This is a genomic window from Sphingobacterium cellulitidis, assembly GCF_043187465.1.
GTDB classification, from domain to species: domain Bacteria; phylum Bacteroidota; class Bacteroidia; order Sphingobacteriales; family Sphingobacteriaceae; genus Sphingobacterium; species Sphingobacterium cellulitidis.
This window is the reverse complement of record NZ_CP171136.1, coordinates 196,075-212,456: the sequence shown is the minus strand read 5'-3', so window position 1 is coordinate 212,456 and position 16,382 is coordinate 196,075. Positions and strand designations below refer to the sequence as shown.

General features: G+C 38.6%; 12 protein-coding genes. 3 read left to right on the top strand and 9 right to left on the bottom strand.

Going from position 1 to position 16,382, the window contains the following annotated elements; all coding sequences use genetic code 11:
* Positions 1-16: 16 nt before the first annotated feature.
* The 3 genes from pfkA (at position 17) to ACF3OC_RS00910 (ending at position 3,074) form a co-directional block, all read left to right on the top strand.
* Positions 17-991 carry a 6-phosphofructokinase gene (gene pfkA / locus ACF3OC_RS00920; RefSeq protein ID WP_094257606.1) on the top strand — a complete coding sequence of 325 codons (975 nt, stop codon included), beginning with the start codon at positions 17-19 and terminating at the stop codon, positions 989-991.
* A gap of 389 nt (positions 992-1,380) precedes the next feature.
* Positions 1,381-2,685 (top strand): UDP-N-acetylmuramoyl-tripeptide--D-alanyl-D-alanine ligase, encoded by a 1,305-nt coding sequence (murF, locus tag ACF3OC_RS00915; RefSeq protein ID WP_094280991.1) that lies wholly within the window; start codon positions 1,381-1,383, stop codon positions 2,683-2,685.
* The gene (locus ACF3OC_RS00910; RefSeq protein ID WP_392470685.1) at positions 2,685-3,074 is read left to right on the top strand and encodes a VOC family protein; all 390 of its coding nucleotides are present in this window, start codon (positions 2,685-2,687) and stop codon (positions 3,072-3,074) included. The genes murF and ACF3OC_RS00910 overlap by 1 nt, the downstream gene beginning before the upstream one ends.
* On the opposite strand, the gene ACF3OC_RS00905 is transcribed toward ACF3OC_RS00910, so the two are convergent.
* The 9 genes from ACF3OC_RS00905 to xseA form a co-directional block, all read right to left on the bottom strand.
* Complete coding sequence (locus ACF3OC_RS00905) at positions 3,071-3,517, bottom strand: Rrf2 family transcriptional regulator (protein ID WP_094257603.1); 447 nt, start codon at positions 3,515-3,517, stop codon at positions 3,071-3,073. The two genes, ACF3OC_RS00910 and ACF3OC_RS00905, sit on opposite strands and share 4 nt — an antisense overlap.
* 43 nt (positions 3,518-3,560) lie before the next feature.
* Positions 3,561-5,201, bottom strand: coding sequence for an alkaline phosphatase PafA (gene pafA, locus ACF3OC_RS00900; protein WP_094280989.1), 1,641 nt, complete (start codon positions 5,199-5,201; stop codon positions 3,561-3,563).
* Positions 5,202-5,213: 12 nt separating this feature from the next.
* Positions 5,214-8,021, bottom strand: a complete 2,808-nt coding sequence (gene uvrA / locus ACF3OC_RS00895; RefSeq protein WP_094280988.1) for an excinuclease ABC subunit UvrA — start codon at positions 8,019-8,021, stop codon at positions 5,214-5,216.
* Positions 8,022-8,102: 81 nt separating this feature from the next.
* A complete protein-coding gene (locus tag ACF3OC_RS00890; RefSeq protein ID WP_094280987.1) occupies positions 8,103-9,227 on the bottom strand; it encodes a cytochrome-c peroxidase in 1,125 nt (374 codons plus the stop codon).
* A gap of 8 nt (positions 9,228-9,235) precedes the next feature.
* Positions 9,236-10,744 carry a DUF6850 family outer membrane beta-barrel protein gene (locus tag ACF3OC_RS00885; protein WP_144043711.1) on the bottom strand — a complete coding sequence of 503 codons (1,509 nt, stop codon included), beginning with the start codon at positions 10,742-10,744 and terminating at the stop codon, positions 9,236-9,238.
* A 1-nt stretch (position 10,745) separates the two neighbouring features.
* On the bottom strand, positions 10,746-11,951 hold the full coding sequence (locus tag ACF3OC_RS00880) for a DUF4876 domain-containing protein (protein ID WP_094280985.1): 1,206 nt from the start codon (positions 11,949-11,951) through the stop codon (positions 10,746-10,748).
* Positions 11,952-11,967: 16 nt separating this feature from the next.
* Entirely contained in the window at positions 11,968-14,733 is a 2,766-nt protein-coding gene (locus tag ACF3OC_RS00875) for a carboxypeptidase-like regulatory domain-containing protein (protein WP_144043710.1), read from the bottom strand.
* Between the two features lie 135 nt (positions 14,734-14,868).
* Positions 14,869-15,096, bottom strand: a complete 228-nt coding sequence (xseB, locus tag ACF3OC_RS00870; protein WP_094280983.1) for an exodeoxyribonuclease VII small subunit — start codon at positions 15,094-15,096, stop codon at positions 14,869-14,871.
* Positions 15,086-16,345 (bottom strand): exodeoxyribonuclease VII large subunit, encoded by a 1,260-nt coding sequence (xseA, locus tag ACF3OC_RS00865; RefSeq protein ID WP_256962542.1) that lies wholly within the window; start codon positions 16,343-16,345, stop codon positions 15,086-15,088. Before xseA ends, xseB begins: the two co-directional genes overlap by 11 nt.
* Between the last annotated feature and the right edge of the window lie 37 nt (positions 16,346-16,382).

Genomic DNA, 16,382 nt, shown 5'->3' with positions numbered 1-16,382 from the left:
TCGGTATATTTGAACTATGAGCAACATTAATAACATCGCAGTATTGACGTCAGGAGGAGACTCTCCTGGCATGAATGCAGGCATTCGGGCAGTTATCAGAACAGGAATCTATCATGGCAAAAATATGTTTGGTATCCGTAGGGGATATGACGGTATGGTTCAAGGGGATATTACCCCAATGGACGCTAAATCCGTAGCCAATATTATCCAACGTGGTGGTACTATTCTTAAAACTGCAAGAAGCGATGAATTCCGTACTGTTGAAGGTCGGAAGCAAGCTTATGAGAATCTAAAAAAACACAATATCGATGCATTGGTCGTAATTGGTGGTGATGGTACATTTACCGGAGCATCCAAATTTATCGAGGAGTTCGACATGCCAATTATCGGTATGCCAGGAACCATTGATAATGACCTGAACGGAACTGACTTTACGATTGGATATGACACAGCCATCAACACGGTTGTTGAAGCGGTTGATAAAATCAGGGACACCGCAGAATCTCACGACCGTCTATTCGTTGTGGAAGTGATGGGTAGAGACTCTGGATTAATTGCTTTACGCTCCGGAATCAGTACAGGTGCCGAAGCGGTATTAATTCCCGAACTAGAAGTAGATTATGATGCGATCATGAAAAGACTGGATAAAACCAGAAAAAACAAATCATCTCGTATTATTATCGTTGCTGAAGGGGATAAAGAAGGTGGAATGGTAGTAGCGGAGAAAATTCAAGCGAATTTCCCTGCTTACGATGTTCGTCTTTCAATATTAGGCCATATCCAACGTGGTGGATCACCTACCTGTATGGACCGTGTGCTGGCAAGTCGTTTAGGAGTTGCTGCAGTAGAAGGTCTTCTGGAAGGTCGTAAAGCTGAAATGGCAGGTCTAATCTGTGGAAATGTACAGTTTACTCCATTCAATAAAGCAATCAAGCATATCGATAAAGTAAACGAAAACCTGACTAGAATCGTTGAGATTCTGTCTTTATAAGAATTTACAATACCATAAACAGGGGCAATTGCTTTGATGCAATTGCCCCTGTTTTATTTTTACCTGACCTAAACTCATTTCTTAAAAGCTAGAACTTCCAGCTCCTTCCTTAAATTTTTATTGGCTTTCCCTTTCCTAGTGTTTTTCTACCCATCAAGGAGAAAAGCTTAGGAATAATTAGCAGTTTTACCAGACTTTCGTCGGACTTTCTCCGGACCTCCTTCGGATCTTCTTCGAAAAAATCCGAAGGAGGTCCGGAGGAGATCAGACGGAGATCCGGCAGTGATCCCCAAGAACATTGAATTAGATTCGAATTGCGCTTGGATTAAAATAGAATGCTTTGCAATAATTTTAATCAGCTTGCTTACCTTTGTTTAAATTTAAATACGATGCTAATAGATCAACTTTACCAGATTTATAAGGAATTTCCTAAAGTATGTACCGATACCCGTCAAATCAGCAAGGATTGTTTATTTTTTGCTTTAAAAGGTGACAACTTCAACGGTAATAGTTTTGCTGATCAGGCTTTGGAGGCTGGGGCAAAATATGTTGTCCTTGATGACCCGGAATTTTACAAGGAAGATCCAGCTTATATTCTGGTAGATGATGTGTTAAGCAGCTTGCAGGATTTGGCAAGGTTCCACAGGAAACATTTAAAAATGCCTTTCATTGGGATCACAGGAACCAATGGAAAAACCACCAGCAAGGAGTTGTTAAACTCTGTGCTATCTCAGAAGTATCATACCTATGCCACCAAGGGCAACCTGAATAACCATATTGGGGTTCCTTTGACCATCTTATCCTTGACGGAAGACATCGAAATTGCCATTGTAGAAATGGGTGCCAATCATGTCCATGAAATTGAATTCTTATGTGGTATTTCCAATCCAACACACGGTTTTATTACCAATGTCGGGAAAGCCCATCTGGAAGGTTTTGGATCCTTTGAAGGGGTCATGCAAGCAAAAGGCGAACTTTATGACTATCTAAATGCCAATCAAGGCCAAATATATATTCAAGGTGATAATGAATATCTGCTACAGATGGCAGCAAATAGAAATTTAAAGGATGTGATTTATTATGGTTTTACAGAGAAAAACCAAATCCAAGGCGGTTTAGTCGTAGCGGATCCATTCCTGACTATTTTCTGGAAAAATAAAGATGATGCAGAACGACAAGAAGTAAAAACTAATCTGACGGGTGCTTATAACATTGAGAATATGTTAGCGGCAGTTGCATTGGGAAAAACTTTTGGATTAAGTACAGAACAGATCAATGCTGGTTTGGGGAATTATGTCCCTCAGAACAACCGTTCACAGATCAGTAAAACGGATAAGAATACCATCATAGCAGATTACTACAATGCGAATGCCAGCAGTATGGCCGCTGCATTAGGAAACCTGGATGTCATTCAAGCGGATCGCAAGGTAGCAATTCTTGGGGATATGTTTGAAATGGGAGATCAAAGTGAGGTAGAGCATAGAAAAGTCATTGAAAAGGCAAAGAGTTTAAACTTAGACCGCTTGATCTTCGTTGGAAAGGCCTTTTATGCGCAACGTGATGATCAGGCAAGTTATTTTGAGAGTACAGATGCGCTCAAGGAGGATCTAGTAGAAAATCCATTAGATGATTATTTGATTCTATTGAAAGCCTCACGCGGGATGGCATTTGAAAAATTAATGGAAGTCTTGTAATGTTAAAGCTCAAGGGCATACATCATATTGCTATAATCTGCAGTGATTATGCAGTTTCAAAGGCCTTCTATGTGGAGAAATTAGGGTTTCAGATCATCAGGGAAACCTATCGTACCGAGCGGGATTCATACAAGCTTGATCTCGGCTTAAACGACCGGTATATTATTGAATTATTTTCATTTCCCGATCCGGCAGTTCGACCAAGTTATCCTGAGGCGAGGGGATTAAGACATCTGGCTTTTGAGGTTGAAAACATCCAGGAGCAAGTAGAAGCATTGCATGGGATGGGGATAAAAACAGAGCCCATCCGTATTGATGAAACAAGCAATAAGAAATTTACTTTTTTCAACGATCCAGATGGGCTTCCTTTGGAGCTTTATGAAATTTAATCTTTACCTACTTCGAGGTTCAATTCTTTTTCTTTATTAATTAAGTTGGAGATACTTGTATCATTCAAGATTTGCAACATGGCATTTCTTACTTCAATAAAAGTATCCCGAATACCACAGGCATGTTCTTCTACACATTCTTCACAAGAACGATAGAAATTCAAGCTGACACAAGGTAACAAGGCAATAGGTCCATCAATTAAGCGCATTACCTGAGATAAATAAATATCTTCAGGTGCTTTATTCAGGCTATAGCCGCCACCAGCTCCTTTTTTAGAATATAGCATCCCAGCATTTCGCATTTCGAGAAGGATTTGTTCCAAGAATTTCTTTGGAATGCGTTCTTCCTCGGCAATTTTCCCGATTTGCATAGGTTCTTTACCATAATTTCGGCCCAATACCATAAGGGCTTTTATCGCATATTTCGTTTTCTTCGATAGCATATCAAACCAGTCTGGTCTATTATCAAAAGTATAAAAAATAAAGTTATTTCTGCAAAACCTCAACAATCGGCTGTCCGATAGAACCATTTGGTTCCATTACATGGAGCAGTGACGATATTGTAGGTGCAATATCCGTGATATTGACCACCTTGTTGGTTTTGCCAGGTTTAATTCCCCAGCCCATAAATACCAATGGAATATGGGAATCGTATGGTGTCCAGGTACCATGTGTTGTACCGGTAGAACGAGGTGTACCATCATACCATTGCGGTTCTGTAATGATCTGGATTGCACCGCTACGTTTACGGTTATAACCATTGATAATCTTTTCTCTGATTTCAGCAGGAACCATCATATTCTCGCCGCCTTCCATATCAACAACATAAGCCACTCCATCTTCGTGTCTTAACATCTTGATGATAGATTTCTTGATTTTTTCTTCATCAAGTTTCGATTTTTCAATTTCAGCATAATTCAAATGAACCTGATAGTTCATTAAACTGATAATCAAATTTTCAGAACCAAACTCTTCCTTTAATTCGTCATTCATGGTTCTTTGGAGTTGTCTAGCGAAGAAGTATCCGCCATTTCCACGCATATCCATAAAATAACGCGAGTTATAAGAAGCAGCATGGTCAGCAGTCAGGAAGAAGGTATAATTACCTTTACCTACGGTTTCATCCAGATACTTGAAGAAGTTTGCCAATTCCTGATCCAAACGAAGGTAGATATCTTCGATTTCCACGGAAGACAACGAATAACGGTGTCCTACATAATCGGTTGCAGAAAGACTAACACAAAGAAAGTCGGTTGCTTTAGCGGGGTTATTTCCTAATTTTTCATTTTTGATTGCATCTTTGGCAAAATCCAGGGTAATGGAATTACCATAAGGAGTGGTTTTGATCAACTCGTAACCTGCATCTTTCATCAACAAAGATGTTTTCCTTGGGAATCCGGTTGTTTCTTCACCAGCCCATTTACCTTCATATACGTTATCATCATCGATGCTATTCGTTTTATAGGTTTCGATAGGATAAAGCGTTTTCCAGTCTTGTTTCAGGTATTTATCCGCTAGCTTTTGACCATTAAATTTTGTTACCCATTCAGGAAGTTTTTCCATGTAATAGGTACTACTGATCCAATCACCGGATTTTGCTTCAAACCAATAAGCTGCATTAGCAAAGTGACCAGCAGGTAGGATTCCGCCCCTATCTTTGATCGCAATACCGATAACTTTTGAGTTAAAATTTGTTGCCAGTTTCAATTGGTCAGTCACTGTGGACGCCAAAAGGTTTCTTGGAGACTGTTTACCTTCTTTTTCAGCGGTTCCAACGCCTTCAACGGCATCATCTTGCGTACAATACATGGAAGTTCCGGATTGTTGTTCAATCCAATCATTTCCAGCAATTCCATGAATTGAAGGAACACTTCCCGTATAGACCGAACTATGACCGATAGCTGTAAAAGTAGGCACATAGTTGATCATTGCATTTTCGCAGGAGAAACCATCACGCAAAAGACGTTTAAATCCATCATTGCCATAACGATCGGCAAAACGGTATAGATAATCCCAACGCATTTGATCGACCATCAATCCTACTACTAATTTAGGCCGCTCTACCTGTGCCGAAAGCAAGGTACAGAAGCATAAGAACAACATAGAAATACTTAACTTTCTATACATTATTAATAAAATTTAGGGTTTAAAATTTAGGTGACGTATTAAGAAATCACCAGTATAAGAGTCTTTACATTTCACTAAATCTTCCGGTGTTCCAGCGAATACCACATTTCCGCCTTTATCACCACCTTCTGGACCAATATCAATTACCCAGTCAGCAGATTTAATCATATCTAAGTTATGTTCGATTACCAAAACAGTATTTCCTTGAGCGATTAGTGCATTAAAAGCTTTCAATAACTTACTAATATCATGAAAATGAAGGCCTGTTGTCGGTTCATCAAAGATGAACATGGTTTTCTTTTGGTTGTTACCTTTAATCAGGAAGGATGCCAATTTTATCCTTTGAGCTTCTCCTCCAGATAAAGTACTTGACGATTGTCCTAGCTTCACATAGCCCAATCCTACTTCCTGTAATGGCATCAGTTTATTAAGAATCTTAGGTTGATCCGCAAAAAACGCAATGGCCTCATCCACACTGAGATCAAGGATATCGGAAACAGATTTCTCCTTGTATTGTACATCGAGAACATGTTGTTTAAAGCGTTTTCCATCACAAGCTTCACATGGAAGGATGATATCTGCCATGAATTGCATTTCAATTTTCACGACCCCTTCACCTTGACAAACCTCACAACGTCCACCTTCCACATTAAAGGAGAAAGCTGAAGGTTTTAATCCATTTGCTTTCGCAGCAGGAAGCGAAGAATACAAAGCTCTGATTTCATCCCAGGCCTTTACATAGGTCACAGGATTAGACCTGGTGGAACGACCTATTGGGTTTTGATCGACCATTTCAACTTGTTCGATCTGATCAATTGCTCCTTCCAGACCATCATAGAGGCCGGTTTGTTCACCAGAATAAGAACCAATCGCCTTTTGCAATGCTGGATATAGGATTCTTTTTACCAATGAAGTTTTTCCCGATCCAGATACTCCTGATACCACGGTAAATACATTCAATGGGAAATCGACTGTAATTCCTTTTAAATTATTTTCACGTGCTCCATTGACACGAATGCTTTCATTCCATTTTTTACGTTTCTCCGGAACCTGAATAGATAAATCTCCATTTAAATATTCCCCGGTTAAACTTTTTTTATCCTTTAGGATTTCCTGATAAGTTCCAGCAAAAACTAATTCCCCACCATTAATACCTGCTTCAGGGCCGATATCGATTAGATAATCAGCGGCTTCCATCATTTCTTGCTCATGCTCGACTACGATAACGGTATTTCCAGCATCACGTAATGATTTCAAAACACCGATCAACCTTTGAGTATCTCTTGGATGCAAACCTATACTTGGTTCATCCAATACGTAAATGGAACCCACCAGGGAAGATCCCAATGAAGTTGCCAAATTGATACGTTGCGATTCACCACCTGAGAGGCTATTACTCAAGCGATTCAAGGTTAAATAACTCAAGCCGACATCACATAAAAATTGGAGCCTGTTTACAATTTCTGCCAACAAACGTTTTGCGATGATCGCCTCATTCTCGGTAAGTTCTAGGTTTTGGAATAACACCAAAGCTTGGCTCAAGGGTAATAAAACTACGTCGGTTATAGAGTGCCCATTTATTTTAACATAAGAAGCATCTTTCCTTAACCTTGTTCCCTTACATTCTGGGCAATCTGTTTTTCCTCTATAACGGGATAACATCACCCTATATTGAATTTTATAGGTTTGTTCTTCGAGTTCAGCAAAGAAATCGTTCAGTCCACGGAAATATTTATTCCCTGTCCAAAGCAATTCTTGTTGTTGCTTAGTAAGATCACTGTAAGCACGATGAATCGGGAAATCGAATTTGATAGCCGTTCTAACGAGTTTATCCAACCATGCACCCATTTTTTCACCACGCCAAGGTGCGATAGCACCATCGAATACAGACCGGCTTTTATCTGGAATAACTAAATCAGGGTCGATACCTATAATTTTCCCATAGCCTTCACAACGTTTACAAGCGCCATATGGATTATTGAAACTAAAAAAATTAGGTGTTGGTTCTTCAAAACTAATACCATCCAGTTCAAATTTGTCTGAGAAGTGAAATAACTCTTCATCTATTTGCAATTCACATTCTCCTTTACCTTCAAAAAATGCAGTTTGAACAGAATCGGCAATCCGATTGATGGTATCATCTTCATGATCTAAACGAACCCGGTCAATCACGATAAAGATATCACCTTCTTTAAACGTTGCATTCGAAATAGACTTATCCTCAATAATACTCTCGATTTTTTGAATGGTATCATTAAACTTAACCCGTACAAAACCCTTTTGCAAAAGCAAGGATAGCTCTTCTTTCAGTTTTCTATTATTGCTAGGAATAAGAGGGCTATAAATAGTGATGGTTGTATCATCGGGATAGCTCACTACTTTATCGACGATGGAGCTTACTGAGTCTTTGCTAACTACTTGTCCCGAAACCGGTGAAATTGTTTTACCGATACGTGCATAAAGTAATTTTAAGTAGTCGTAAATTTCAGTGGAAGTACCTACGGTTGACCTTGGGTTACTGGAAATAACTTTTTGTTCAATGGCAATTGCAGGAGCAATTCCTTTGATATAGTCAACATCAGGTTTATTCATACGTCCCATAAACTGTCTGGCATAGGAGGATAAGCTTTCGACATATCTTCTTTGGCCTTCAGCATATAAGGTATCAAATGCCAGGGAGGATTTTCCGGATCCGGACATCCCAGTAATAACAACAAGCTGATTTTTAGGAATATCGACATCGATATTCTTCAGATTGTTGACACGTGCACCTTTAATTTGAATGTGGGTTTTGGGGGTATGAATAGCAGTCTTTTGCATAACCTTCAAAGTTAGGCAAAACTCATGAGAACCTATTCTTTAATCCAAAGAAAAACGTTTAGTTGACAACATAGTTACAAATTACCGCGGCAGGTTTTCTGGCCTCGGCATGCGGTATTTTGTCGCTGTAATTGCATCCAAAAAGGCGGCAACTTGTCTGATTTCTTCTCGGGTCAGGTCCAGTTTTTTCATCAAGGGATCAATACGTGGGTGCATTGGATCAGCTTCTTGTTCTGCATTTCTCGGATTATTCATCTGCATTCCGGAATTATACATATTGATAACCCCAATTATATTATCAAATAGCCCATTATGCATCCAAGGATTGGTATTCATTACATCCCGTAAGGAAGGAGTTCTAAATTTTCCAACATCTTTAGGATCCTTGGTCACCTTATAGCGACCCAAGTCTTCATATTTTCTTTTGTAATAGGTCAATCCGATATTATGGAAATCCTCATCGGTAAAGTATTGACCATTATGGCAATTCATACAACGGGCCTTGGTACGGAAAAGATGCAGACCTGCAATTTCATCATCATTTAAGGCCTCATATTTTCCATCGAGGAATTCATCGAATCGACTTCTTCTGCTTGTCAAGGTGCGTTGAAAAGTCGCTAGAGCACTCATAATTTCAGGCATGGAGAAATCATCATCGCCAAATGCTTCTTTGAAAAGTTTTGTATAGCCAGGAATAGCTTTAATCTTAGGTACCAACTTGGTGATATCCATTGCCATTTCATTATGGGCTTCAATAGGACTTAGAGCTTGTTCTTCCAAGGAATGTGCTCTTCCATCCCAGAACATACTTTTACGAGCAGCGACATTCAATAAAGAAATAGTGTTGCGATCCCCGACAAGATGGTCATGACCTACCGGTACTGTGGAATGGTCGCCAAAGGAAGTTTGTGGATTATGGCATGAACTACAGGATATCTGATTGGAGCCAGAAAGGATAGGGTCAAAAAAGAGCATTTTTCCTAATTTCACCTTCGGCTGTTCCATCAAAGAAAAATAACTGGTATCAATCTTTGGAAGGGATTTAAATTCTTCATAGACTACTCCAGAGTCGATGTTAGGTTTTGGCCAATCCTGAATAGGTTTACTATAAAGACTACGTAAATCCTGTAAGTCTTTATCGCTTAGAAATGCGGTACTCAATACTGTTATTCCTAAAATAAACCCTATAATTAATACTTTTTTCATTTCATTCGTTAAAACATCAACCCAAGGGTCAATGAATAATACTTTTGTTTTATCTCAGTTGCTGAACTCGCATTGGCGATGACAAATGGTTTAATCTGTTTAGAAACCGTAAAGTCATACCGCAGATTACCTTCAATCAAGAAAGGTTCAGCAGTCAGGTAGTTGTAATTCTGTTGTAGCATTTCCGCAATGCCCGAACCTTGTCTTAAGCCATTAAACTTATAACGACTATTCAGCAGCATTCGCTTCTGCAAATTTAAACTAATTCCAAATAATCCGTCCTTGAAATCCCATAAATACTGCCCTTTAAGTCCAATATCTAGATTATCAGCCAATTGCTCCCGAAAGGGACTGATATATTGCTCCTTAAATTGGGCATAACTGGCATGAGGATTTATGGTCCAGTTCTTTTTTCCGACAAAAGCATCCAGCTTATATCTGAAGTTATAGTACCTGTAGGAAGAGATTTCTGCAATTTTGGTATAGCCCAAATTAGAGCCATCATTATTGAACAGACTTTCTGTTCCTTTTCTGGTTTGAAGGTCTATTTTGGCCAATGCCCCATATCTCCAGTTGAGTTTATTTTTAAAATAGCCTATTTTTCCAGACCATATTTGATCAGTCCATTCATTCGCCGTACTTATGGAGTGAGGTACGGTTCTGAAGCCCATATTTTGGTTAATTCCAACTTCAACAAAAAGGCCGTTTTTATCTATCGGGGCCACACTCAATTGAGCTTGAACTCCAGAGGCTTCATAGAGCATTGCTCCTTTATTCTCTGAGGATCCAGAAATCAGACTATTATAGGCTGCTAGTCCATTGAAAAGATAAATAGAAGGTCTTCCCAGTCCAGAGACGAAAGCCAAATCATTTCTTTGCTTGTAATAGCGGACCCCAAGATCTGCAGCAATCGCATATCGGTTAGAAAGCAAATAAGCAGCAGCAATTTTTGCATCAATATCTGAGGAGTTATTCTTGGGTCTAGGATCTACTTGTCGATGCGCTAAATTAGCCTTGTACCCTGCCTGTCCAGCAATGGTCCATGCAGCAATAGTCTTGGCAAGACCACCTGCAAAATAATAGGTTTCCGTATTGAGATCTCCACCAATGGAATCAGCAGTTACGTATGGAAAAACAATATCAAAATCAGAGGTTTCATTGAATCTTAGATTTTTCTGCTTATAATTCTCATAGGTAGCTTTTCCCCACAGCGTGATATCGGGGTAAATGTTTTTCTGATAAGATTCCGTGTTGAATCGAAACCCCTGATTACCACTACCTTTCTGATAATTATATAGTTCTTTCGATTCAGAAAAATAAGAGATGTCCACAGGAGTTAAGGATTGTTGATATTGAAAGGGTTTCAAAGAAGGATTTGCATACAAATCATTGATGATACCCTGTGAAAGTTCAATACGCTCCCTGATTCCCTTGAAATCTACTTTCAAGGAATCCTGTGCCTGCAACGATAAATTGGAGAGGCAAAACAGAACTATTATGGACAAATTTCTAAACATTCTATTTCAATAAAGAAGCTTTAGTTGCCGGTTCAAAATCCTCGGTAGAGTTATTAGAATCTTTAAGGAAAGGTTTTCCGTTGTCTAATGCCCCTAGTGTTTTACGAGTTACCGACTTGCCATATCTTTCTTTGTCTGCTTTTACTAATCCTGCATAGGTCCAACCCATGTCCAATGCATCTGCAGTTACCAGCCATTCAAATCCAGTTTTTACAGAAATATTTACCGCATCGATGATATATGAATTTGGAATTTTAAAAGAATTAAAGCTCATTATAGTACCATTTGCAGAAGTATAGCTGAACTTATAAGCGGTCTCTGCTTTAAATTTCGCAGCATCTACTCCTTCAGGTAATCTTCCCATTACATAGCCCGTATAGCCTTGATTGTGCATCAACATATTCCCATTGATATTAATGGCATTTGGAACATTAGGATTGTCAATATTAATTGTTCCGATAAGTTCGATTTCAAAATCAGCATTGCTCAGGTCAAAGGAATTAGAATTATTTTCAGTGTGATTGATGGCATTGTTGGCAATAATAAAATCATTACCAGGGGCAACTGGGTATTGACGACCTGTGCCAGGAATCATAAAAATCTGATCGGAGGTAAAAGCTTCTTTCATCACATCTGGAGTATAATCTCTTTTCGTAATCGTTAAGAAATCTGATTGTGCAAAGAATAATCCATCCGCGTATAAGGTGTCCGAAGAGTTATTGTGGATTAGGAAATATTTATCTCCATTATATTGTTTTCCTTCAGGCGTCAGGGTACCGGCAAAGAATATTTCTTTAAAAACGAAATTTGCTGTAGGATCGGAAATAAAGGTTTGCAAGGCAAGTTTTGTTGTTTCAGAATTTACAACGATTCCAGATTTCCTTGCATTGATCTGCATGGACTTATCTTGACCATTGATTTTCATCAGAATTTCTCCGGTTAAAGTTGCGGTGTAAGTCCCATAAGTCAAATTTGTTACGGCGGTATCCGCACCAGTAGCAAGGTTAACTGCGGTTTTTACCTGAGAGTTTACTTCTTCTAAAGTAATTAGGACGTTTTTAATCGTGTATTCACCTTGTAAAGAAGATTTATCCACTTCAATTACGACATTGGATCTTGATTCAATAAAATCATCCTTCATGCATGAGGTTAAAGTAAAGACCATTAGGCAATAAAGAAACCAGTTTAGAATTTTTGATCTGTTCATTATGAGTATATTTTAATTAAATTTTTATATTTATTTCCATTCCAAAATAAGGGCTATCCTCCGGTTGATTTTTTCGGATGAAAAGGTTTCCATATTCTGTATAATTCGGCTTGTAAATCAGTAATCTATTGACAAACATGGCCACACGAATTTTTTCCTTAATCAGTTTTGTTGCTTTCAGATTGACAGCAAGGTCTATAGGTCTTGTAAACTTATAATACATATAAGGGTCTCGATCACGATCAAAGTTTCTTAAGACAGGATCATTTCGGTCCGCTTCGGTATAAGGGAAATAATTCTGCTGGATATCGTAATATCCAATTGGTAAATTATCTCTAAATAAGGTTTGAGAAGAGGTAAACCAAAAACTCTGCAAAGTCATAGAAAGGTTCATCCCCAATTTTGGTAAGTAAGAATCTGCAGTCAGGTTCGTATTGAAGCTTTCATAATCGCCGCCAGTACTTCCGTTTTGATATGCGGCAATGTATTGCCTAACCTTTCCGTCAGCAACAATATTGGGGCTTATCACTTCCAATTCAGGTTGGATATTTCTATTGGAGGTCATGTACCAAGCACCGTTTATAGTGAACCTGGTATTAATGCCAGGCAATCTTTTCGAGCTAAAATTATATTCCAACCCTGATTTTTCAGTTAGACTACCATTTTGAGTTTGAGAATAAGCATGATATTCAGCCTGATCCAGATATTCAAAATCAGTAATCTGAGGTCTTTCCGTTAAAGTATTAGGATCGACAGAGGATACATTATATTTTCGGAGCGCAATGGTATTGAATAGTCGGACATCCCGAAAACCATTATTCATTTTTTCCTGAAAATAATTCAGGGAGAAGGAATTCCCTTCTAAATCCATCTGCAGTCCGACTTCCCATTTTTTATTTTTTGCTGGCTGAAGGTTAAAATTTACGGGGTCTGTGATATGAGTATTCGCCCATGCCAAACGGTATTGTGGATTATTATGGTAATAAACTAATTCTGATAGATCATTATAATAAAGTGCTGGGTAAAGTAAGTTTTGCGTAGGCGTTAAGGTTTGGATGCCATAACCAGCAAATACATTGGATTTAAATTTCTTGCCAAATACCGTTCCTTGCGGGAGGTGCAATCTTCCGTTATAACGAGGTTCCACAAAAACTTTCCCATTCAGGTCATATTTTTTATCCAAATTGCTTAGTGTAAAGGCACGTAGTCCAAGGCTGTTTTCAAATAGGAAATTTCCAAGATTAATAAAGAATCGGTCCTCAGCAAATAGGGCAAGGTTACTCATTGCGGGGATTTCACGAAAAGATCGAGGTCGAGCACTGATACTAGCAGATATAGGTTGGTCAAGGTCATATTGCTGACCTAGTCCAATATTTTTTGTGTAATTATATTCTGCTCCGGCTTTTAACTGATGAGTGAATAAGGCTTTGATATGCCAATTCCCAATTAATTTAACACCTAAATCCACAGGTCTGCTATCGGATTTAAAATGGGCAACATAGCTTGGTTTAAGAAATTGAGCTTCATGGCTTCCTGCAACCAAGGAATTCATTAATATAGATGTAGTTTGAGCTTGGACCAACTTTTCCATATCAATTTGATTGGAGGATAATCTTGCTGCAATAGCTAAACTAGCATTTCTAAAAAGGGATTTAGGGTTGGAAGAGAATAGCTTTAGGGTATTATTTACGCCGAAAAATTGGACATTATTCTTGTATCGATCCGTCAACGCATAATCATTGTCAGGATCCAGTCTTTCATTGTCAATAGTAGTATTAAAATCAACACTATGGTTCCATGATAAGCGATATCTTGAAAGAGCCCAGGCCTTTTCACCACGGAAAGAAGTATTCACTCGTTTGAAGGTATTATAAATATCGGTGATATTATTTCTAGAATTCAGATAGCCTGCATCGATATTCAAAAGATAGCCATCCAGGTCAAAGCCTTTTCCGAGCCCGATTAATTTACTAAATCCATCTGCTTTTATCCTTGCAGACCAAGGTTCTTGGCCTTTAATCCTGTCGATCAGGACAGCCCCTGAGGTTAAATTCCCGTATTCTACTGAGGGAATCCCCCTAATGATTTCGACCTTTTCAATATTATCAGTTGCAATGGTTCGCATATCGACACCGATGTTCGAACTAATTCTACCATCGTTCATTGTTCCCTGTCCCAGACCGAATCCTGCAGTTGGGTTGATCATGGATTGAGAGTTTAGGAGCATGCCATCGACGGAAAACATGGTTCCCAAGGAACCTGTAGAGTAAGCTGACATGGGTGCAGAATTTGCTGTTCTCAAGTTGATCCCATTGACAGTATTCAAATGCGGGTTTGTTGTTTTCCCTCCGGGCAATAATTCCAATATATCTGTGAAACTAGATGGTTGAAGATGTTGCATTGCCTCCCTGCTGATGATCGAACTAGTTCCAATATTCTTGGACTCCTTAGCTGTTACATATACCTCATCAATATTTACCTCGTCTTGATTGAAGACAATATTAGTTTCGCGATTATTATCGAGTTTTATGGTTCTGAATATGGGTTTAAAGCCAATGTGAGAAAATTTCAGCTGATAGGTTCCTTGTGGGAGGCCTTGAATAATGAATAAGCCTTGCTCATCGCTCAATGTATTGAAAGCTGGCGTCTCCTTAATTTCAATATTGACATTAGGCAATGACTGTCCTTTGCCATCTTTTATTGAGCCTGAAATAGAGAATTTCTGGGCAATTGAAAGAAAGGGCAACATGACACACAAAAGAATTATGTATATGTTTTTCACTAAAGATGATTAAGACTAATTCTAAACAATGCAAAATAACGCAAAAATATTTAGTTAAAGAAATCGTCTTAACAAAATTCAGATTTGGGATAAAATATTAATAAAAAGAAGAGTATGGATATTAGTTAAGATCAATTAATCATTTTGATCCGGATTGATGCTATTTTCATTTTCGAGTTTTTGCAAGAGTTTTTCGACTTCCTCTTCAGAAGCGGTCAATTTAGCTTTGCAAATAGAGAGCAATTCAGATGCGCGGTTAATTTTTTCAGTAAGTTCATCTACGGCAATATCTCCTGATTCGATATCAGAAACGATAGCTTGAAGTTCTTCAAAAGCGTCCTTATAAGTGTACTTATTTGTCATGATTTGATTCTTTATTAATAACTTGAGAGATGATTTTTCCGTCTTCTAGTTGGATTTCTAATTTGGATCCAATTTCAACCTGATCTAATTTGTGAACGGATTTTCCATTTAGCCTAACAATCGAGAAACCTCTTTTGATTAAATGTATGGGGTTGACAATACCCAAGAGCCGTTCTAGATGGACGAGTTGAGCATTATTTTCTTTAATATTTTGTCGACTAAACCTAATCAGATGGATTTGAAGACTATCTATTTCAGCTTTATTTTTAAGCAATAAGGTTTTACTATTCCATGAAACGGAAGATACCAAATGTTTTAATTTCAGATTTTCCTCTTCGAAATTTCTTCGAATTGCACGGACCATTCTTTCCAGAGCGGCATCTACCGGGATAGCGAAATTATGGAACTTCTGAAGCAGGAAGTCTGCCAGTTCACTTGGGGTAATAGCATTTTTATAGGCCACCATTTCACTGACTGTTTCATTGGTAGAGTGTCCAATCCCAGTTAACACAGGAATTGGGAAAATAGCGATTGCCTTGGCGAGGAAGAAATTGTTGTAAGAGCTTAAGCCAACCTCAGCACCACCACCACGGATAATAGCAACAGCATCGAATTCCTCCAATTTATTGGCGATTACTTCCAGTTGATTGATGATGGAAGAGATGGATTTATCCCCTTGCAGGAGCGCAGGGAACAAGGTGCATTCCATTTTATAGCCCCAAGGATTTCCATTGATAATCTTAAAAAAATCAGAAAGACCTTTACTTGTTTCTACGGAAATGATAGCCAATCGTTTCGGGATAAGGGGGAAGTCTAATCGTTTGTTGGCATCGAAGATCCCTTCATCGGTTAGCTTTTTGATACTCTCCCGTTTTTCTTTTTCCAGTTCACCGAGGACAAAAGTGGGGTCAATATCGACTATTTTGAGGCTGAAACCATAGAGTGGGTCATAGGAAATTCCGGCTTGAAAGAGCATTGTAATTCCTTCCCGAAGGGGTTCACCGAGCACTTCCATGAACTGCCTGTTTATGCGTTGGTAATCCATTTTCCATAAGATGGAACGCATTTCGGCGACGACCTTACCTTCTTTTTTCTCGAGTAATTCAGGGTAGCAATGTCCGGAATGGGAATAATGATTAAGCTTATTCATTTCAGCTTTAATCCAATAAAGGCTTTTATACCGCTCAGCAATGGTCTTTTGGATGCTCCGAGAGACCTCCAGCAGAGTAAAAACCGTTTTATTGTCCATCAATTCAGGCATTTTCAAATATACATAATTATTACAG

Bases quoted from the DNA above. Each gene is read 5' to 3' on its own strand.
- pfkA (WP_094257606.1), top strand. From the start codon at position 17: ATGAGCAACATTAATAACATCGCAGTATTGACGTCAGGAGGAGACTCT.
- murF (WP_094280991.1), top strand. From the start codon at position 1,381: ATGCTAATAGATCAACTTTACCAGATTTATAAGGAATTTCCTAAAGTA.
- ACF3OC_RS00910 (WP_392470685.1), top strand. From the start codon at position 2,685: ATGTTAAAGCTCAAGGGCATACATCATATTGCTATAATCTGCAGTGAT.
- ACF3OC_RS00905 (WP_094257603.1), bottom strand. From the start codon at position 3,517: ATGCTATCGAAGAAAACGAAATATGCGATAAAAGCCCTTATGGTATTG.
- pafA (WP_094280989.1), bottom strand. From the start codon at position 5,201: ATGTATAGAAAGTTAAGTATTTCTATGTTGTTCTTATGCTTCTGTACC.
- uvrA (WP_094280988.1), bottom strand. From the start codon at position 8,021: ATGCAAAAGACTGCTATTCATACCCCCAAAACCCACATTCAAATTAAA.
- ACF3OC_RS00890 (WP_094280987.1), bottom strand. From the start codon at position 9,227: ATGAAAAAAGTATTAATTATAGGGTTTATTTTAGGAATAACAGTATTG.
- ACF3OC_RS00885 (WP_144043711.1), bottom strand. From the start codon at position 10,744: ATGTTTAGAAATTTGTCCATAATAGTTCTGTTTTGCCTCTCCAATTTA.
- ACF3OC_RS00880 (WP_094280985.1), bottom strand. From the start codon at position 11,951: ATGAACAGATCAAAAATTCTAAACTGGTTTCTTTATTGCCTAATGGTC.
- xseB (WP_094280983.1), bottom strand. From the start codon at position 15,096: ATGACAAATAAGTACACTTATAAGGACGCTTTTGAAGAACTTCAAGCT.
- xseA (WP_256962542.1), bottom strand. From the start codon at position 16,345: ATGGACAATAAAACGGTTTTTACTCTGCTGGAGGTCTCTCGGAGCATC.